Below are 20,574 nucleotides of genomic sequence, written 5' to 3'. Positions count from 1 at the left end.
CTCCCTCTATCGCAGTTTTTCGTAGTTATGTAGCCGGTTTACACTCCAGTCTAATGCGAATCTTGAATCTCTCTAGATTGCGGTAGCCGTAGGCTCTTCGTTTGATTACCTTCACTTTGTTGTGTGTCCCTTCAATCTTGGCATTCGTTACCCGAAAGGAAAAATAATGCTGAATGGGCTCTTGCCACTGGACAATCGTTTTGGCAATGGAACGAACCGCAGGAGTCGGAGAATAGAGATGGTCGACAATCCATTTCTGAAGCGCTTCCTCCCCTGCCTCTTGGGTTTCAACGGCATACACGGTTCTTATGTCTTGAAGCGCAAAGTAGAGTCGTTCCAGATGTGGATCTTCTGCTAACCAAATCTTCAGTTCCTGAAGCTCTTCGGGCTTCAGCTTGTCAGGGATCGTATGGAGCAGGCGTTGCTCATGTCTGCCCCGACGATGTGTTCCACGAGCATGAGTGCGTTTTCGGGTAGCTTCCAACGCTTTAGAGAAAAGCTGGATCACGTGAAATTTATCTGCTACCACAAGGGTATGCTTCCAGACCTGGCGTACGGTTTCAGCCATTCCTGGAGCCAAATCCGTGACAACTACATGGGGAGCCTTACGAAAAGGCCATTGCTGCAGCGCGTTTCGTACTTGTTCACGTGAACGTCCTTCTGTGACTTGCCAGATATGACCGGTTTGAGCATCCATGAGGTTCACGCCATACTTATGTCCTTTTTGCAGAGCAAACTCATCCAGACAGACCACTTCAGGAGCTTCATGTTCTTTTGGTTGAGCAAGGCGTTGGGGGGCCAGTTGGTAGTACCAGCGTTCGAGTGTCGAGTAGGCCACACTCAATTGCTTGGCAACCGAGAGCAAATCCCGACTGCGGCACATATCCACCGCCATCTCTTGAAAAGCAGAGGTCACGGATCCTCGAGGCGGGATACCGTTCCATTCCACTGTCCATGTAAGCATACAACTAGCACAGCGCTGGCGATACACGGGAACGGATACCCAGACGGTCCCCCAAGAAGGAACGAAACGATGACGAAGAATACGCCGTCCAGGACGTGCATGGTTGGTACTGGCTCCGAGGCAGATCGGACAAAGATGACAGGCAGAATGCGGTTCCAGAACAGCGATCCAATCCGTTTCCTTTGTTTTTTCCCAATGTGTGAGATGGAATGATGGAAGTCTGATAAAGTCTGTGCTAAAATCAAGGCACAACGCAGATTTCCTCCTTTTCAGTGGTTGTCTCGACAACTCCCACGATAAAGGAACATCTGCGTTTTTTCAATGTCTAGCACGGGTTATGGTGATGAATCAAAAAATTTTTAGGCATACTTGAGCGAAAAAAATAGCCAGTGTGTCTTTTGGTGCTGCTACTGCCGAAAGACACACTGGCCAGCTTTTCGATGCGGGCACTGAGCGGAGGCCGGAAAAGAAGCCGTATGTTTCACGCTTCCGACTGAATGCGCCTGGCCTCTGCATACAGCACCTGAATAAACTTTTTCATATTGATCCGAATATCGGAGGGGGTAGAGGACGACTTGTTTTTCAACTCCGCCATTTTTTTATACACGAACGTGAAGTCAAAAAACTGCGAGGCGTAATTTTCGAACTTCCAGTTGGACAAATCGGACAGGCCGAGCGAGGCGAGATGGTTCAACGACTGATAAATTGCCCTTCTGACCCGTTGCTCCGATGCCTTGACCACCTTCATGACCTGCTCTTTATCCGCAGATGGGCCAAGCCTGGATTCCGCCACCGCGACAAAAATTTCCTTGAGCGCCGGAAAGCCGTTTTTGAACGTTTGCTTTTGCTCGTATTCGGCCAGGAAATCCAAAATATCGAGCAAGTCGTTGCTCCCGTTCTCGCCCGCAATGCCAAGCTCCGCCAAAAGGAATTGTCCCGCCTCGCGCAGCTGCTTTTCGTGTTTGACCGCTGGTACCGGGACCGTGTTCACCGGACTGAGCTGCAAAACCGAATGCAGCGATTTGTGGATGTCCTGGATCGACTTTTCCAGTCGAATTTTCTCAATCACTTTTTGCAAAATCGTCACCACTTCGATCCGGTTGATCGGCTTGATGATGTAGTATTCGCTGCCAAGCGCATAGGCTTGCGCGATCAAATCCTTCGATTCCACCTGGGAGATCATCACGATCTTGCCCTTGAACGCCGGGCGGATTTGCCGGATCGTTTCAATTCCGTCGCGGACGGGCATGAGCATGTCGATCAGGACGATATCGACTTGGCGCATCGTCAGCATTTGCCCGTCGATGAGCGACCCGTCCTCGGCTTCCCCCACGACTTCTCCCAAATTTTCATCCTCAATAATCTCCGTCAACATCAGGCGCACGGCCTCATCATCATCGACTACATAAAAAAGCATCGTCTCACTCTTTCTCCCTTACATGTTTGATCGGCAGCCGGATGAAAAACTCGGTCCCAATTCCGGACACGCCATCGTGTACAGCAAGCTCCCCTCCCAACTCGTCCACTATCGCTTTAACGTAGGAAAGACCAATGCCTGTCGAGGGTATTCCTTTCAAGTCGTACTTGGTCGTAAAGCCTGGGGTAAAAATTAACTTTTTACGGCGAGGCGGAACCCCTGGCCCGTCATCCGTGATGCGGAGTTCCAAAAAGTTTTCGGTCCTGTCCACGGAAATCACGATCCGCCCCGTCTGCTGAATCGCTTCGACGGCGTTGGCGACGATGTTGTTAATGAGCGACAGCAGCGTAAACGCGTGGTAGTGCGGATGCTCGCCAGAAATGGTGCTGGAAAACTCGATCTGTTTTTGCAAAAGGCTCGCGTATTTCTCGTTGGAGCGCATGATGATGTCCACCAGTTGCTCGATGTCCATAAAATCGGACTTGTTTTCATGCGAAATCAGCTTTTGCAGACCCGCAAAAATGCGCTGGTTGTCCTTTTTGATTTCGTGGACTTCCCCTGCGATAATCAGCGCCTTTTTCGCGAACGACTCAACAGAAATTCGGTCGGGCATGCTCTTCAACGCCTGCAAGCCCTGGTACAGCTCAAACGATTTGACGGTGATGTCCTCTGCGTTTTGCAGCGTCTTTTTCAGATGAATCGATTCCTCGTACAAATTGGAAATGAGCAGCAGCATGTGCTCGTGCTGGGTGCGCGTCTGCTTTTCCCGCGCCTGCGTCTCGTACAGCCGGATCATGTTCCAAAAGCTCAGGACGACAAAGCTGTGCGACAGCGCGATGACAAACATCTCCTGCAACGCGCCCCACGTAATGACAATGTGGAACATGACGTATTGCGACAGCAGCTCGACCAAATCGGCCACGACCTCGACGATCATCCCGATAAAGGCGATCAAGAGCGTCTGCTCGCGAAACCGTTCGATGCGTATGACGTAAAACAGCAGCGAGTAGGAAAAGTAGAAGAAAAAGCTGGAATAGTGCTCCCGCATGGAAGCCGTCCAATCAAAAGGGCTTTGCGTGGAATAATCAAGCAGCAGACGAAAGCCGACGACGCAAAGCCCGGTCAAAAATCCGGGCAAAACCACCGGAAGCCGCTGGAACAACAGCAAGAAGAAGAAAAAAGTAGGAGCGCCAAAGCTGATCCGAAACGTCTCATTGACCGGATAAAATTTCAACTCACCGGCAATCGGCACGGTAATCAGCATGAGCGCCAGGATGTACCCGTCTTTTTTTAATGGGGAATGCATGCAGCAAGCTTCCCCTCCCTGTCTAGTTTCTCACGATACCTATCATTATTTACCTTATCTATTCTTATATAGAATACCCGTGAACGACAAGTATAGAAAAAATATTTATATAAATGCATGAATATTTTTGTTGGTTTTTGTTTGATTTTGTAGGTTGGTTTTAAAGTGTTCAATATACCTTATCGCCTGATGTGGAAGCGCTTACGCTCCAAGACAAAAGGCTAGAAAGTACAGGATTTGGGGGGAAACATGTTTGTTTGAATCAGCAACAATGACAAAAAGCAAGTGGGACCGCAAGCGGATGGACGAGCTGGAGCAATGGGTCGCCTACCATCGCCTTCAAGCGTCAGAAGGAAAATGCGCCAGCTATATTCCGGCCTTGCGGCGAGCAGACCCGACACATCTAGGCATCTGCATCATCGAGCCTTCCGGGCACAAGATTACGGCTGGTGACTGGGATGTTCCCTTCACGCTGCAAAGCATATCCAAAGTCGTCAGCTTTATCGCTGCCTGCTGCCACCACGGGATCAGCTACGTGCTGGATCGCGTCGATGTCGAGCCGACGGGCGATGCCTTCAACTCAATCATCCGGCTGGAGATGCACAAGCCGGGCAAGCCGTTCAACCCGATGATTAATGCGGGCGCCATCACGGTATCATCGCTTTTGCCAGGGGATACGCCAAAACAGAAATTGGACTATTTATACGCAATTTTCCAAAAAATTACATCTTCTGCCCCTGTCGTAAACGAAGAAGTGTTCGTCTCCGAATGGATGACGTCTCACCGCAACCGTGCGTTGTCCCATTACCTGAAGGATACGGGTTATCTGGACTGCGAGGTTGAGGAAGCGCTGGAAGTGTACCTGAAGCAATGCTCCATCGAGGTCAACACGGAGCAGATTGCGCTGATCGGTCTGATTCTCGCGCTCGATGGCTATCATCCGCTACGCGGCGAGCAAATTTTCCCTAAACAGGTCGTCCGGCTGGCAAAAGCGCTGATGCTGACGTGCGGTATGTATGACGCTTCGGGAAAATTCGCTGCCTACGTCGGACTCCCGGCAAAAAGCGGCGTGTCTGGCGGCATTATGACCTTGGTTCCTCCCATCCTGAAACGAGAGTCCCCTTTTCCCGACGGTTGCGGCATCGGTATTTTCGGTCCGGCGATCGATTCGTGCGGGAACAGTGTAGCAGGCGTATCACTATTGAAGCAAATCGCGCACGAATGGGATGTCAGTATTTTTTAACCCAATCTATTCATTCGAGGTGACAAGATGCAACAATTTCTGTTAGACGTAGTAGGGTCCATTAACGACATTTTCTGGTCGTACATCCTGATTGTCATGCTGGTTGTACTCGGCCTGTTCTTCACGTTCAAAGGCGGCTTCCTGCAAATCCGCATGATAAAAGACATGCTGCAAGCCATTCGCGAAGGAAAGAAAGGTTCCGCTGCAGACAGCATCACGCCTTTCCAGGCATTTTGTATCAGTATGGCCGCGCGTGTCGGTACCGGTAACATTACGGGAATCGCCATCGCGGTTGCGCTGGGCGGCCCTGGCGCCGTCTTCTGGATGTGGGTCATCGCCATCATCGGTTCTGCTTCTGCCTTTGTGGAAAGCACACTGGCGCAAATTTACAAAATCAAGGATAAAGACGGCTTCCGCGGGGGCCCTGCCTACTACATGGAAAAAGGGCTCAACAAACGCTGGATGGGTGCCCTGTTCGCGGTGCTGATTACCCTGTCGTTCGGTCTGGTCTTCAATGCGGTGCAATCCAACACGATTACACTTGCGTTTGAAAACTCCTTCGGCACGGATCGTCTGACAGTTGGTCTGATTATGACCATCGCTTTTGCTGCCATCATCTTTGGCGGAGTCAAACGCATTGCGAAAGCGTCTGAATACATCGTCATCGTGCTCGCTATTTTGTACATCGGTGTTGCGCTGTTGATCGTCTTGATGAACATTGACAAAATGCCGGAAATGCTTGCCCTGATTGTGAAAAGCGCCTTTGGTCTGGAACAGGTTGCTGGCGGTACGCTCGGTGCGGCACTCATGCACGGGGTAAAACGCGGTTTGTTCTCCAACGAAGCTGGTATGGGTAGTGCTCCGAACGCCGCTGCTACAGCTACGACAAGCCACCCGGTCAAGCAAGGTCTGATTCAAGCGTTTGGCGTTTTGACCGATACACTCATCATTTGTACAAGCACAGCTTTCATCATCCTGCTGTCCGGCGCATACAAGCAGTCTGAATTGAGCGGCATCGAGTTGTCCCAGGCTGCTCTGTCCATCCACCTTGGCGACTGGGCATCGGCTACTCTCGCAGTGATGGTCTTCCTGTTTGCCTTCAGTACACTGATCGGGAACTACTACTACGGTGAGACAAACATCGAGTTTTTGAAAACAAGCAAGGCATGGCTGCTGCTCTACCGCATTAGCGTTCTTGGCATGGTGCTGTTTGGCGCGGTGGCAAAAGTCCAGCTCGTTTGGGACCTGGCCGACTTGTTCATGGGTCTGATGGTTGTGGTCAACCTGATTGCGATTTTCATGCTGTCCAAGGTCGCCTTCGCCGCTTTGCGTGATTATCAAGAGCAGAAAAAAGCTGGAAAAGATCCTGTATTCTACTCCGACACCATTCCTGGCGCAGGAAACCTGGAAGCCTGGGAAGCATCGCCAGCCGCTGCGAAAAAAGAGCGGATCGGCTAAAGTTTCACACTCGCTTCAATTGAAGAAGCCTGAGTCCTTTGCCAAAGAGGACGCAGGCTTTCTTTTTTTGCGGTGGCTCCCCTACAGCCGAGGGTCGATCTCTTTTTCCTGTGCGACTGCAAACAGCATCGTCGCGACTGTCTGCTGATACGCCTCGTTCGCGGGCGAAATGTCTGCGAATTTGACGCGCAGCATGCTTTTGCCCAATTCGTACTCCTTCATCGCCGCCCGCAGCTTTTGGCCGATGTTTTTTTGCTTCATCAGCTTGCGGTACTTGTGAGGAAAACGGTAGTCGTAGCCGTAAATGATCGACAAGTAGTCGGCGTTACGCACCTTCATCGCCGGAACCGTCTTCTCGTTTGCCACTTCGGGCTTGATAACGACCCCCTCCATTTGTTGCTCCAACGTCATTTTGGCGAAAAAGCGCGCAGCCTGTTCATACGCATCGGCCTCGTCCAGATCGACTACGAGGCAGTCATCCTCGCTGACAAACCGATACATGTCCGACGTTCGCCACTCCGGCAACCGTTCCTCCCCTGTTTCGTAGACGAGCTTCAACACGGCAAATGGCTTGTATTCCAGCTCACCAGCCTCGCCGTACAGCACCAGTTGCTGTTCGTACGTCGCATACGCTGCGAGCTGCTGATCGATGGGAACGAACGTTTCTTTGATCTCACGAGCATACTTGTAGTTTTGGTACAGCGTAGAGCCGTACTTGTCGGTCAGAGCGCTTTTGGCAAGATGATACTGGTCCTGTTCAAAGCCGCTGGCCTCGTATTCGTCCACAAGCCTGCGGAGCGCCTGCTCAAAGCCGTGCTCCTGCAGGTAGGACAGCTCGCTATACAGCGCTTTTTCAATCGGCTTGAACTGCTTTTCAATCAATCCCTCGCCAATCGCCCGCCACGGGAGCAGCTCTCCGTCCAGCAACATCATTTCCACTCGCTGCTCCTCCATGTACGAAGCGAATTTGTCCAAAAGCTTTGTGTAAATCGGCGTCAAGTCAACCTGCGTGATCTTGTAGCCGTTGCGGCTGACAGCAAAGCACTTTGCCAGTTCGCGGTGGAGGTAGACATTGCAGCGGGAGCCCATGTATTTCGGCTGCAGCACGACCTGGCTCGCTCCGCGCTCCGCAAAGTAGCGCAAGCCCGCCCGAAGTGACTCCAGCTCGTCAGCTGCTTCGTCTTTGTCTGCTGGCGGCATCGTCCCGGAGATAAAGTTGATCTTGTTGCGCAGGCAGTATTGCAAACGGTGCAGCTCGTCTTCTGCCAACTCTTCTAGTGATACGCGCTGTTTTTCCTGGAACAAGTCCGGCAGCTCTTCTGAAAGTGCCGCATGGTCAGAGCGTACGGATTTATACAAAGGCTTGTGCCCGATCACAACAGAGGTCAGGGCGTTGCCTTGTACGCATCCGGTGTCGAGGTGCAGCTTGTTTTTCAGGCGAAAAGCCTGTTTGGCCGCGATATGGCCGAAGACGTGATACGGATGGTTGCTGACCGCTTCCTCGCGCAAAAAGCCAAGCTGTTCTTCGCGAGAATGGGATCGATCGAGCCGGAAGTTTCGCTGGTGGCGCACGGAAACCGCGTCGAGCTTGCCGATGTACTTGTTTTTGCACGGGGCATGTGTCACGTAGTAAGACGGTTCAGACTGTGCGTGGCAGCGGTAAAAAGGCCGGGAAATCGCGCACAAATGGAAGAACTTTTCTTGCAGCAGCAAATCGTCCTGCAAGACAGCGACCGAATCGAAATACGTCGCGAGCAGCTCTGGCTCGACTCCCTTGATTTTTCCCTGCAAAAATTTGCGGACAAAGTTTTCATGGTTGCCCAGCACCAGCAAAAAATGCTCCTGGTTGTCGTACAGAAACTCGATGATCTCGCGGGTATGCTTGCCTTTGTCGATCCAGTCGCCCGCGAGAATGATTTTCGTGTTGCGCACCTTGTCTGTGGCCACAAGCCGGTTTTGGTCGAGCTGGTACCCATGGGCGACCAGCAGCCGTTTCAGCTCGTGCACGCATTCATGCACGTCGCCGATGATAATGTAACGCGTATCGGGCAGAAGCATCGTCGCCAAATAGTCGTCTTTGTCTGCGATCACGACCTGGTACGCGGGGTTGGCTGTTTTCTCTTGCGGCTCGTAAAAATCTTTGGCGCGGACGCGGTGAATGTTCGCGTACCCTTCTTTGGACAAGGCGCGCAGAACTTCCTTTTTCAGCCGGAGAATGTGGTTCGTAATCAGCTTTTTTGACCGCTCGGAGGCGTAATAGTCCTCGCGTTTGCGGTAGTCGAAAACGATGGCTTCCAGGTTGTAGTGGTTCTCACGGGCGATCTCGCAGACTTTGGCCCGGAAGTCTTCGGCAAGGCCAGTCGTGTCGACGACGACAAACGGCGCGTTGATCGGAAACGTTGTGACGAGCCGCAGCTTTTCAAACAGGAGCGAAAACGCCTGCTCGCTCGCCTCCAGCATGATCTGATCGTATTTGTCGTACGCATGCCCGAGCAGCTCCTGCCGCAATTCGTCCGAGGAAATGTACGCCACATTGGCCTTGAGCTTTCTCGCCTCATCCTCGATGCGAAGCTGCGGTATCAGCACTTCTTTGGCAAAGGTCGTTTTTCCGCATTCGGTCGGACCTACGAGCATGAAAATCGTGTGCAGTTGTGTGGAAATGCGCATCGGTTACGTCCCCCTTTTCCTGAAAATGACCCCTTGCGTTGTCGGAGAGCCGTTTACCCGGTCGCCAATCGCGACGAACTCCGCCTGGACGTCCGCTTCTTGCACAATCTCGTGCATCCAAGCCTGAAAAGCGGCCTGCCCCATTTCCCAGCGGTGGTCGTCGTGACGAAACCCGGTCAGCTCGTAGTACGGGTTAAAGTCGGCATTCGGTGTCGTGATGATAAATCGGTCAAAATCGACTTGTCGGCACAACTGCAAAATGAGCGCCCGCGCTTCATCCTGGCTCATATGCTCGATCACTTCGGTCAAAATGATGTCGACCTGTTCGCCGTTGTAGTCGTGCAAAAAATCATCGACAGACGGAAACACGACGATATTGTCGACTTCTTTCGCAGCTGCTTTGCGATTGACGAGCGCCAGCCGCTCTTCGTCGATGTCAACGGCGTAGTAGCAATGTGTCATCTTCGCGGCAAACGGCAAGGCGTAAAACCCTTCGCCGCAGCCGACATCGAGAATCGGCCGGGTAAAAGAAAGCTGCGAAGCGATGAAGTTTCTCCGCTGCAGCCCGGTGCTGCCATATTCGAGCTGAATCGTGTACCGCGCTGTCTGTTCAAGCAGCGCTTTGTACTTGTGAAAATGCTCGCGCCGAACCAGAAACTGGCGCGCGAACAAGCTGCGAATGTAAAACGGGGCATCCACCGCGTTGATACTCTTGATGTATTTGTCAAGAATCCCCTCGGAAATATCGAGATGCTCCTTGCCAAACGTAGCGAGAAACAAGCAGAGCACGCTTACCACATGCAGCAGGTCGTACAAGCTTTTTTGCGTGCGGATCGTCAAGGCGTAGCTTTTATGGGCGTGGTGCCGGATCTCGAACGAAAAGTCCGGAAGATGCTTCTGAAAAAACTCGATGTAGCGCACCAGCTCAATATGGATCATGTTGATGAAAAACACGTGCGTGTACCCTTCGACGTCGCGCTCGTCCCGCGTTTTCATTGTTGTGGAAAAAAATTCATTGATCGCGTTGAGCGGAAACAAAGGCGTGTTGTAGCGCGACACATTGAGGTATTCAAACCGCTCTTCGGCAAACTGTTTGTACGATACTTCGTTGTCGGCGTCCTTGAAGTAAATGTGGTAGACGGAGCTTTCCGAATACCAGCCGTAGGCGATGCCTTTGCGCACCGACCGGAGCGTCAGCCCGGACGCCGGGTTTTTCCTGATAAGATACGAGAAGGCCGGGTTCTCTGAGCGCAATTGGACGATGGCCATGTTCGTTTCTCTCCTTCCTCCCTGGCTGTAGAACCATCTTCTACCATTTCAACCGGGATGAACAGGGCAAAAGTATTACGAACCGGATTGGTCGGGCAAAAAAGAATCGTTTCGCTCGTCACATGTTACAAAAATCCGCACAAAAAAAGGACGAACAGCAAAGCCGCTCCTTTGTCCAGAGTGGCTTTTCCGTCATCCTTTTTGCCGAATATCGCTTTATTTTTTTTCCACCGCATGGCCGCCAAACTCGTTGCGCAGCGCAGCTACGACTTTGCCGTGGAAGGTGTCTTCATCAAGCGAGCGGTAGCGCATGAGCAGCGACATCGCGATCACCGGAGTGGCTGCTTGCAGATCCAGGGCGGTTTCCAGCGTCCATTTTCCTTCCCCGGACGAATGCATGACGCCGCGAATGCCGTCCAGCTTGGCGTCTTTGCGGAAAGCGCGTTCCGTCAGATCCATCAGCCAGCCGCGAATAACCGAGCCGTTCGCCCACACGCGCGCCACTTCTGCGAAGTCGTAATCGTACTGGCTTTTTGCCAGCACCTCGAAGCCTTCACCGATTGCCTGCATCATGCCGTACTCGATCCCGTTGTGAATCATTTTCAAAAAGTGCCCGCTGCCCGCTTCGCCTGTGTACAGGTAGCCCTTGTCCACATTGATGTCGCGAATCATCGGTTCGATATGAGCGAATGCCTCACGATCCCCGCCGATCATCATACATGCCCCGTGGCGAGCGCCTTCCATGCCACCGCTCGTTCCCACGTCGAGGAAGTGAATGCCTTTTGCTTTCAGCCGCTCGTAGCGCTCAACCGACTGCTTGTAGTGCGAGTTGCCTCCGTCGATCACGATGTCTCCCGGCGAGAGCAAGGCGGAAAGCTGGTCGACCAGTTGATCCACGATCTCTCCCGCCGGAACCATCAGCCAGATGACGCGCGGCGCTTCCAGCTTCGCCACGGCATCTTCCACGGAAGCGGCCGGAATCGCACCTTCGCGGCTGAGCTCCTCTGCGCGGCTGCTGTCTACATCGTAAGCCACTACTTCATGCTGGTGGGAAAGCAGGTTGAGCGTAAGGTTGTAACCCATTTTGCCTAAACCGAGTATCGCAAGTTTCATTCGCGTACGTCACTCCTTTGGGTAATCTCCATTTCCTCGTATTATATGACAAAAATTTTCATCTTTCATCATAAAAAGAGAAAATTTTTTCGAATCTAGGAATCAGGCAGCCATTTTCCTTATACTAACAGAAAGCAAACCTATTCGCTTGCACGATCAAGCTGTCCATAGACGAGCTTTCACGACACAGAAGGCACAGCGCCACTTTTTGGGAGGTAGCAATTCATGGCTGAAACGACACCACACGTTCCGGCAAGCGTGCTTGCGCAGTTGCGCGCGATCTATACGCAGTTGAGCGGCAAGGAGCAGCAAATTGCCGACTACATTTTGCAAAATGCCAGCAAAATTGTTCATTTGTCCATTACCGAGCTGGCCGACCAGTGCCAATGTGCGGATGCGACCGTGTTCCGCCTGTGCCGCAGGCTCGGCTTTCGCGGCTACCAGGCGTTTAAAATTGCGCTCGCCAGCGAAGTGACAAACCCGAAACAAGCGATCTACCAGGAAATCAACCTCGATGACGATGATGTCGGCGCGATTGCGGAAAAAATTTTCACCGCCAATCTGGAAACGTTGCGCGACACCTTGCAAATCATTAACAAGGATGAGCTGTTGAAAATTGTCGACTGTCTGGAAAAAGCAACCCGCATTGAGTTTTACGGTTCCGGCGGCTCGGCAGCGATTGCCCAGGACGCCTACCACAAGTTCATGCGGACAGGTATACCCTGTATTCACCACTCCGACGCTCATTATCAGGTCATGTCCGCTTCGCTGCTCTCAGAGGGAGCCGTTGCGGTGGGCTTCTCCCACTCCGGCTCCAACAAGGATATACTGGCCGCCCTGCGCGTGGCCAAAGAACGCGGGGCGAAAACAATCGGCATCACGAGCTACGGCAAATCTCCGCTCGTCCGGCTGGCCGACATGTGCCTCTACACCACTTCCCGGGAAACTGTTTTTCGCACGGAGGCCCTGTCTTCCCGGCTGGCCCAGCTCAGTCTGATCGATTTGCTGTACGTGGCGGTGTCGTTGCGCCGTCAGGACGACACCATCTCCAACATCCAGCATATTCGCGAGGCGATCTCGCTCAAACGCCTGTAAATCGGGCGTTTTTCTTTTGCCTGCCTGCGAAAACTGCATGAAAAGAATAGCATGGTGCTGGACGGGGATACTACTTTCCACTATTCAGGATTTTCGTCAATACTAGGAATCGGCATGAAAATTGAAATAATTTTTTTCTTTTGTATTAACAAATGAAAAAAATTTCGATATAATCGCGTTATCACCACGCCACTCTGTTGAAAGCGTATACAAAAAGGGTGAACACAAATGAAGCAAACCTACTTTATCGGTCTGGATATTGGCACGACAAGTACGAAGGCGATCGTCTTCACGCCTTCCGGTGCCGTCAGAGGGACGGGCAATATCGATTACCCCCTGCTCGTCCCGAAAGCCTCCTGGGCGGAGCAAGACCCGGAAACGATTTTCGCCGCTGTCATTCAGGCACTGAAGCATGCGATTGTCCAGGCAGGCATCGACAGGCAAGAAATCGGCGGAATCGGCTTCTCGACCGCGATGCACAGCCTGATCGCCGTCGATGCACACGGAAATCCGCTGACGAACAGTATCATCTGGGCAGATAACCGAAGTGCGGCACAGGCAGATCGGCTCAAGGAAAACGGCGTCGGCCACCAGATTTACCTCGCCACAGGCACGCCGATCCATCCGATGTCTCCCCTGCCAAAAATCATGTGGCTGAAAGAGCACATGCCGGAGACGTGCCAGAAGACAGCCAAGTACATTTCGATCAAGGAGTACGTAATCTATCGGCTGTTCGGGCAGTATGTCGTCGACTACTCCATCGCTTCTGCCACCGGATTGTTCAACCTGCGCAAGCTGGACTGGGACGAGCAGGCGCTCGCGGTCGCCGGCATCAGCAGGCAGCACCTGAGCGAGCCTGTGCCGACTACCCATGTCCTGCGGGGAATGAAGCTGCGCTATGCGGAAGAAATCGGGCTTGACCCCGATACGCCATTTGTCGTCGGGGCCAGTGATGGCGTGCTGGCCAACCTGGGCATCGGTGCGATCGACCACGGACAGGTCGCGATTACGATTGGGACAAGCGGTGCGGTCCGAACTGTCGTGCCCGAACCGATTACCGATCCGAAAGGCCGCACCTTCTGCTACGTGCTGACAGAAAATCATTGGGTCATCGGCGGCCCGTCCAACAACGGCGGGATTATGCTGCGCTGGTTCCGCGACGAGTTTAGCTGGCCGGAAGTGGAAAAAGCCAAACAGCTTGGCGTCGATCCGTACGACGTGATGATCGAGGCGGCGAAAAACGTACGCGCTGGCGCAGACGGGCTGCTCTTCCTCCCCTTCCTCTCCGGAGAACGCGCTCCGTACTGGAATGCGCAGGCACGAGGCTCCTTTTTCGGGATCGGTCTGCATCACAAGCGCGAGCATTTCATCCGCGCCGTGCTCGAAGGGATTTTGTTCAGCGTCTACAGCATTGGCATCGCACTTCGCGACCTGGCTGGCGGAGCCAAGGAAATCCGCGCCTCGGGCGGCTTTGCCCGCTCCAAAGAATGGCGCCAGATCATGTCGGACATGTTCGGCTACGAGGTGCTCATTCCCGAGAGCCATGAAAGCTCCAGCTTCGGCGCTGCCCTACTGGCGATGCACGCGCTCGGCGCGCTCGACGATTTGCACGATGTGAAAAAAATGATTCACATCTCCCACCGGCACGAGCCCGATCTGGAGCGATCCAGCACGTATCTGGAACTGTTTTACATTTACGAACGCGTCTACTACAACTTGCTGGAGGAATACAAGCTGATTGCCAAGTTCCAAAAGCAACTGAACAACTAGAGAGACACTGTAAGGAGGGTCATCCATGCCGCTACTCATTACGCTACTATCCATTATTTTCTTACTCCTTCTTATCACGCGTTTCAAGGTGAATCCGTTTGTCGCCTTGCTGCTCGCCGCCGGATTTGTCGGGATCGCGTCCGGCATGCCGCTTGACAAGGTTGTCGACTCGATCAAGGACGGGATGGGCGGAACGCTCGGATTCATCGCCATCGTGCTTGCGCTGGGCACCATGCTCGGAAAAATGATGGCAGAATCAGGCGGGGCCGAGCGCATCGCCCGCACCTTGATTAACCGTTTCGGTGAAAAAAATGTGCACTGGGCCATGATGTTCGTCGCTTTTATCGTAGGAATTCCGGTCTTTTTCCAGGTAGGCTTCGTCCTTTTAATTCCACTCGTCTTCACCATCGCGAGACAGACAGGCGTTTCGCTGTTGAAAATCGGGATTCCGCTCGTCGCCGGATTGTCCATCGTACACGGGATTGTGCCGCCGCACCCTGCGGCGATGGCAGCCGTTGATCTGTTCCAGGCCGATGTCGGGAAAACGATTTTGCTCTCGATCATCGTCGGGCTTCCAGCCGCCATTATCGCAGGACCGCTTTACGGCAACTGGATCAGCAAACGGGTCAAAACGAGCATCTCGCCTGAACTCGCTTCGCAACTGGCAGAGCCAAAAGACGAGCGCGAGCTGCCTGGCTTTGGCATTACGGTCTTTACTGTTCTCCTGCCCGTTCTGTTGATGCTAATGGCAACGGTTGCCGACGTTACGTTGCCGAAGGAAGACATGCTGCGCCAATGGGCTGACTTCATCGGCAGCCCGATCACGTCCCTGTTGATCGCCGTTATTATTTCGTTCTGGACACTCGGTTACAATCGCGGCTTTTCCAAGGACGACATTCTCAAGTTCACAAACGACTGCCTCGCCCCTACGGCCACCATTCTGCTCGTGATCGGTGCGGGCGGCGCGTTTAACAAGGTGCTTCTCAACAGCGGCGTCGGTGACTACATTGCCGATCTGGCCAAGGCATCTGCGATCTCCCCCATTTTCCTGGGCTGGCTGATCGCCGCCTTGATTCGAGTAGCAACCGGCTCCGCAACCGTATCCATGATGACTGCAGCCGGCATCGTCGGCCCAATCGCCCTGCAAATCCCAGGGACAAGCCCTGAACTTTTGGTACTGGCAACAGGCTCGGGCTCGCTGATCCTGTCGCACGTCAACGATTCCGGCTTCTGGCTGATTAAGGAATACTTCAACATGTCGGTTCAGGATACACTCAAGACGTGGACCGTCATGGAGACAATTTTGTCAGTCGTCGCGATCATTCTCATCATGGGGCTTAGCCTGGTGATTTAATCGGCTTGCACAATTTGCACGCAATTAACAGGACATTCCATCCAGCATAGGCGGGAGGAATGTCCTGTTTTGTTGAAAGGGTTGACCTGCTGATCTTCTCCCAGTTGCAGGGGGAGTGGATAGAACCATCCGGCAATTGAACCGTTCGTAAAAAGATTCCTGTTCCTTTGGCTTTCTGTGGGGAAAAGAGTAGGACTCCGCCATCTGACTGCGCACGCCGAAACGTTTTTCCCACGAAAAAAAACGGCAACCCACTCACGAGTTGCCGTTCTGCTTTTTTAGTTGCCTACAGATACGCTGAGCTGCTCAGGCGCCTTTTTTTTCGGTGCCTTTTTGTCTGCGCTCTTTTTCTGATTCATCTCAAATGCGGCCAAAATCGCTTCCTGGCGCTTCATGCCGGACTTTTCCAGTTCCTCCATGGTCGAGATGATTTGCTTGTAGTCTTTTGGAATAACTTTGACGAACTTGGCGATTGTCTGCGGCCACGAAGCGAGCAAGGCTTTCGCCCGAGGACTGCCTGTGTAGGCGACGTGGTTTTCCAATAGCCGCTTGACTTCGGCGATCTCCCGCTGGTCTTCGAGCTTCTCCAGAAGCACCATTTCCTGGTTGCAGCGGGCGGCAAACGCCTCTTGATCTTCTGCCAGCACATAGGCTGTACCGCCAGACATCCCGGCGGCAAAGTTTTTGCCCACCTGACCGAGGACGACGACACGTCCGCCTGTCATGTACTCGCAGCCGTGATCGCCCACACCTTCGACGACGGCGGTGACTCCGCTGTTTCGGACGCAGAAGCGCTCACCTGCAAGGCCGTTGATGTACGCTTCGCCGGAGGTCGCGCCGTAGAACGCGACGTTACCGATAATCATGTTGCGCTCTGGGGCGAAGGTGCTCTTTTTCGCTGGCGCCACGATGATTTTCCCGCCGGACAGCCCTTTGCCGACGTAATCATTCGCGTCACCCTCAAGCTGCAACGTAATGCCGCGTGGAACAAACGCGCCAAAGCTTTGCCCTGCCGAACCGTAAAAATCCAGTTGAATCGTGTCTTCGGGCAGGCCGTGAACGCCGTATCTTCTCGTCACTTCGCTGCCAAGAATCGTTCCGACAACGCGGTTCGTGTTGCTGATCGGCAGTCTCGCCTGAACGTGCTTTTGCTTCTCCAGTGCCGGCTTGCACAAGGCGAGCAGCGTTTGGCGGTCCAGTGTCTCCTCCAGCTTGTGGTCCTGATTGCGATGATGGTATTTGCCGACCTCTGCGGATACTGCCGGCTGGTACAAGAGCGCGGACAGATCAAGATGCTTTGCTTTCCAGTGCGCTTTTGCCCGTTCGCTTACGGTCAGCAGCTGGCTTTGGCCGATCATCGCGTCCAGCGAGCGGAAGCCGAGCTGGGCCATGATCTCGCGCACTTCGCGAGCCACGAGGCGCATGAAGTTGACCGCGTGCTGCGGGTCGCCCTTGAAGCGTTTGCGCAGCTCCGGATTTTGTGTCGCGACCCCTACCGGGCACGTATCGAGGTGGCAGACACGCGCCATGACGCAGCCGATGGAGACGAGCGGTGCGGTAGCGAAGCCAAATTCTTCTGCGCCGAGCAGCGCGGCAATGACTACGTCGCGTCCGGTCATCAGCTTGCCGTCTGTCTCCAGCACGACGCGGTCGCGCAGTTGGTTGAGCAAAAGCGTCTGGTGCGTCTCGGCGAGTCCCAGCTCCCACGGCATTCCTGCATGCTTGATGCTCGATTTCGGCGAAGCGCCCGTACCGCCATCGTGACCGCTGATGACGATGACATCTGCCAGCCCTTTCGCGACGCCTGCCGCAATCGTGCCGACGCCTGCCTTTGAGACGAGCTTCACGCTGATGCGCGCTCGCGGATTGGCATTTTTCAGGTCAAAAATCAACTGCGCCAGGTCCTCGATGGAGTAAATGTCGTGGTGCGGCGGCGGCGAAATCAGGCCCACGCCTGGGGTGGAGCCGCGCACTTCGGCAATCCACGGGTACACCTTGCTCCCTGGCAGTTGTCCGCCTTCTCCCGGCTTTGCCCCTTGTGCCATTTTGATCTGGATTTCCGACGCGTTAACCAGGTAGTGGCTGGATACACCGAAGCGTCCGGAGGCAACCTGCTTGATCGCGCTGCGGCGCAGATCGCCGTTTTCATCCGGCGTGTAACGGGCCGGATCTTCACCGCCCTCCCCGCTGTTGCTTTTCGCTCCCAGACGGTTCATGGCAATGGCCAGCGTCTCATGCGCTTCCTTGCTGAGCGAGCCATAAGACATCGCGCCCGTTTTGAAGCGGTGGACGATGGAGTCGACCGACTCGACTTCGCTTAGCGGGATCGGCTTGCGGTCCGATTGGAAGTCCAGCAGGTGGCGCAAGGCGGAAAACGGTTGCTCCCCTGCCATTTCGGCGTAAATTTTGTACTGCTCGTAGCTGCCTTCCCGGCAAGCCTTTTGCAGGGCGTGCACGGTTTTCGGCTGGAACAGGTGGTACTCGCCGTCGCGGCGGAACTGGAAGTCGCTGCCTGGATCGAGCTTTTCGTCGGCATGCTCTGGTGAGAAAGCTTGCGCGTGGCGAATCAGCGTCTCCTGTGCGATGACGTCCAGCGAAATGCCGGAAATTTGCGATGGCGTGCGGGTAAAGTAGCGGTCAATGACGTCGGTGTGAATCCCGACCGCCTCAAAAATTTGCGCCCCGCGATAGCTTTGGACGGTCGAAATGCCCATTTTGGACATGACCTTGACGATGCCTTCGATTCCGGTTTGCAGGTACGCTTCGATTGCATCTTCCGCTGTGATGTCCTTGAGCTTGCCGGATGCGATCAGATCGAGGACGGAGGCAATGGCGACATAAGGATTGACAGCGTCTGCCCCGTAGCCGATCAGCATGGCGAACTGGTGGACGTCGCGCGGCTCGCCCGACTCGACGATCAGGCTGGCTTTTGTCCGCGTACCGGAGCGCACCAGATGGTGATGCAGGCCGCTCGTGGCAAGCAGGGCCGGAATCGCTGCCCGCTTCTCGTCGATGCCGCGATCAGACAGGATCAGAAGCGTATAGCCTGCCGCAATCGCTTCATCGGCTGCGGCGAACAACTGCTCCAAAGCCTGTTCCAACGCGCTTTCTCCCCCGTCTGCCGCAAACAGGATCGGCAGCGTTTGCGCCCGGAACTCCTGATACGGATTGGCGCGCAACTGGGCCAGCTCCTTGTTGGAAATCAGCGGATTGGTCAAGCGGATGCGGCGGCAGTGGCTCGCTGCCGGTTCCAGCAGGTTTCCTTCCGCGCCAAGCACCGTGTGCGTCGAGGTCACGCAAGCCTCCCGCAGCGAATCGATAGGCGGGTTTGTCACCTGGGCGAACGATTGTTTGAAGTAGTTGTACAAAAGCTGCGGACGGTCCGACAGCACGGCGAGCGGTGTATCGACGCCCATGGAGCCAATCGGGTCTTTTTGCTCCGCAACCATCGGCAGGAGCATCTTGTCAAGCTCTTCCTGTGTATACCCAAACGCCTTTTGCCGCGCCAGCAGCGCTTTTCCGTCGAGCTCTTCGGTCGCGCCTGCCTGTGGGAGCTGCTCCAGCGTGTACAGGTTGTTTTTCACCCACTCGCTGTATGGCTGCTCGCTGGCGATTTTTTGCTTGATCTCTTCATCGGAGACGATTCGGCCTTCCTCCAGGTCGACCAGCAGCATGCGGCCTGGGCTGAGGCGGCCTTTTTGCACAATTTTTTCTTCCGGTACTTCCAAAACGCCTACTTCTGATGAGAAAATGATCTTATCGTCTGTCGTCACGTAGTAGCGGGCCGGACGCAATCCGTTGCGGTCGAGAATCGCCCCGATCTGTCGGCCATCGGTAAAGGAAATCGCCGTCGGGCCATCCCATGGCTCCATCAGGCAGCTGTGGTATTCGTAAAACGCTTTTTTGTTCGCGTCGATTTGCTCATCCTGGTCCCAAGGTTCGGGAATCATCATCATTGCGACGTGCGGCAGCGATCTGCCCGCCAGCGAGAAAAATTCCACGCAGTTGTCGAGAATGGCCGAGTCGCTGCCTTGCATGTCAATGACAGGAACGACTTTTTGCAAATCCTCGCCAAACAGCTTGGATGCAAACATTTTTTCACGCGCCCGCATCCAGTTCACGTTGCCCTGCAAGGTGTTGATCTCGCCGTTGTGAATCAAATAGCGGTTCGGATGCGCTCGCTCCCACGTCGGGAATGTATTCGTGCTGAAACGCGAGTGCACGACGGAAAACGTAGAAGTGTAAGAATTATCTTGCAAATCCAGGTAAAACGCATCCACCTGGCCTGGCGTGAGCAAGCCTTTGTATACGATTGTACGGGACGACATGGAGGCGGCGTAGAAGTCAGAGCCTGCTGCGTGCTCCATCTGCTTGCGGATGACGTACAGCTTTCGCTCGAAGGCCATCTGGTCCGCTGCTGCTTGTGCGCTCGCTCCGATGAACACCTGACGGATAAAAGGCTGACTCGCTGCCGCAGTTTTGCCGAGCTTCGTCGCATCGACAGGGACGGTTCTCCAGCCGAGCAGCTTCTGCCCTTCCGCTTCGATAATCGCGGCCAGCTTCGCCTCGTACTCGTTGCGCAGGCTCTCGTCCATCGGCAGGAACAGCATGCCGACACCGTACTTGCCTGGCGCTGGCAGTTGAATGTTCAGCTCCTTACAGACCTTTTTGAAAAAGGTATGCGGGATTTGCGTCAGGATGCCCGCTCCGTCACCCGTCTCCGGGTCGCTGCCTTGCCCGCCGCGATGCTCCAGCTGGCAAAGAATTTTCAGTCCATTTTTTACCATATCGTGAGATGCTTTTGCTTTCAAATTCGCGATAAAACCGATTCCACAAGCGTCGTGCTCGAACATCGGGTCGTATAAACCTTGCTTTGCAGGCATTCCATTTCTCGTCATGTATCTCCACTCCCTTGCTC

12 protein-coding genes are annotated in these 20,574 nt (G+C 54.0%); 5 read left to right on the top strand and 7 right to left on the bottom strand.

The genetic code is table 11. The features are described 5' to 3' along the window. Window positions 1-25: 25 nt before the first annotated feature. From AAFJ72_RS11045 to AAFJ72_RS11035, 3 genes are all read right to left on the bottom strand, one after another. A complete protein-coding gene (locus tag AAFJ72_RS11045; RefSeq protein ID WP_432774250.1) occupies window positions 26-1,216 on the bottom strand; it encodes an ISL3 family transposase in 1,191 nt (396 codons plus the stop codon). Window positions 1,217-1,445: 229 nt separating this feature from the next. Beyond that, complete coding sequence (locus tag AAFJ72_RS11040) at window positions 1,446-2,381, bottom strand: response regulator (protein ID WP_432777105.1); 936 nt, start codon at window positions 2,379-2,381, stop codon at window positions 1,446-1,448. A gap of 4 nt (window positions 2,382-2,385) precedes the next feature. After that, window positions 2,386-3,687 carry an ATP-binding protein gene (locus tag AAFJ72_RS11035; RefSeq protein WP_432777104.1) on the bottom strand — a complete coding sequence of 434 codons (1,302 nt, stop codon included), beginning with the start codon at window positions 3,685-3,687 and terminating at the stop codon, window positions 2,386-2,388. A gap of 235 nt (window positions 3,688-3,922) precedes the next feature. On the opposite strand from AAFJ72_RS11035, the gene AAFJ72_RS11030 reads away from it, so the two are divergent. Beyond that, a complete protein-coding gene (locus AAFJ72_RS11030; RefSeq protein WP_432777176.1) occupies window positions 3,923-4,930 on the top strand; it encodes a glutaminase in 1,008 nt (335 codons plus the stop codon). A 27-nt stretch (window positions 4,931-4,957) separates the two neighbouring features. After that, window positions 4,958-6,388, top strand: coding sequence for an alanine/glycine:cation symporter family protein (locus tag AAFJ72_RS11025; protein ID WP_432777103.1), 1,431 nt, complete (start codon window positions 4,958-4,960; stop codon window positions 6,386-6,388). Window positions 6,389-6,469: 81 nt separating this feature from the next. Here AAFJ72_RS11025 and AAFJ72_RS11020 read toward each other — a convergent pair whose 3' ends face one another. The 3 genes from AAFJ72_RS11020 to gnd form a co-directional block, all read right to left on the bottom strand. Beyond that, window positions 6,470-9,055 (bottom strand): metallophosphoesterase, encoded by a 2,586-nt coding sequence (locus AAFJ72_RS11020; RefSeq protein WP_432777102.1) that lies wholly within the window; start codon window positions 9,053-9,055, stop codon window positions 6,470-6,472. A gap of 3 nt (window positions 9,056-9,058) precedes the next feature. Then, on the bottom strand, window positions 9,059-10,324 hold the full coding sequence (locus AAFJ72_RS11015; protein ID WP_432777101.1) for a class I SAM-dependent methyltransferase: 1,266 nt from the start codon (window positions 10,322-10,324) through the stop codon (window positions 9,059-9,061). Between the two features lie 216 nt (window positions 10,325-10,540). After that, a complete protein-coding gene (gene gnd, locus AAFJ72_RS11010) occupies window positions 10,541-11,437 on the bottom strand; it encodes a phosphogluconate dehydrogenase (NAD(+)-dependent, decarboxylating) (RefSeq protein WP_432777100.1) in 897 nt (298 codons plus the stop codon). Between the two features lie 225 nt (window positions 11,438-11,662). Between gnd and AAFJ72_RS11005 the strand changes: the two genes are divergently transcribed. From AAFJ72_RS11005 to AAFJ72_RS10995, 3 genes are all read left to right on the top strand, one after another. Then, window positions 11,663-12,532: a MurR/RpiR family transcriptional regulator gene (locus tag AAFJ72_RS11005; protein WP_432777099.1), complete on the top strand. Its 870-nt coding sequence runs from the start codon at window positions 11,663-11,665 to the stop codon at window positions 12,530-12,532. Window positions 12,533-12,760: 228 nt separating this feature from the next. Next, on the top strand, window positions 12,761-14,302 hold the full coding sequence (gene gntK / locus AAFJ72_RS11000; RefSeq protein WP_432777098.1) for a gluconokinase: 1,542 nt from the start codon (window positions 12,761-12,763) through the stop codon (window positions 14,300-14,302). Between the two features lie 25 nt (window positions 14,303-14,327). Further along, on the top strand, window positions 14,328-15,656 hold the full coding sequence (locus tag AAFJ72_RS10995) for a GntP family permease (protein WP_432777097.1): 1,329 nt from the start codon (window positions 14,328-14,330) through the stop codon (window positions 15,654-15,656). 278 nt (window positions 15,657-15,934) lie between these two features. On the opposite strand, the gene gltB is transcribed toward AAFJ72_RS10995, so the two are convergent. Then, window positions 15,935-20,554: a glutamate synthase large subunit gene (gltB, locus tag AAFJ72_RS10990; RefSeq protein ID WP_432777096.1), complete on the bottom strand. Its 4,620-nt coding sequence runs from the start codon at window positions 20,552-20,554 to the stop codon at window positions 15,935-15,937. Between the last annotated feature and the right edge of the window lie 20 nt (window positions 20,555-20,574).

This window comes from Brevibacillus gelatini (assembly GCF_050920745.1).
Classification (GTDB): Bacteria; Bacillota; Bacilli; order Brevibacillales; family Brevibacillaceae; genus Brevibacillus; species Brevibacillus gelatini.
This window is presented reverse-complemented; position numbering and strand designations above follow the sequence as displayed.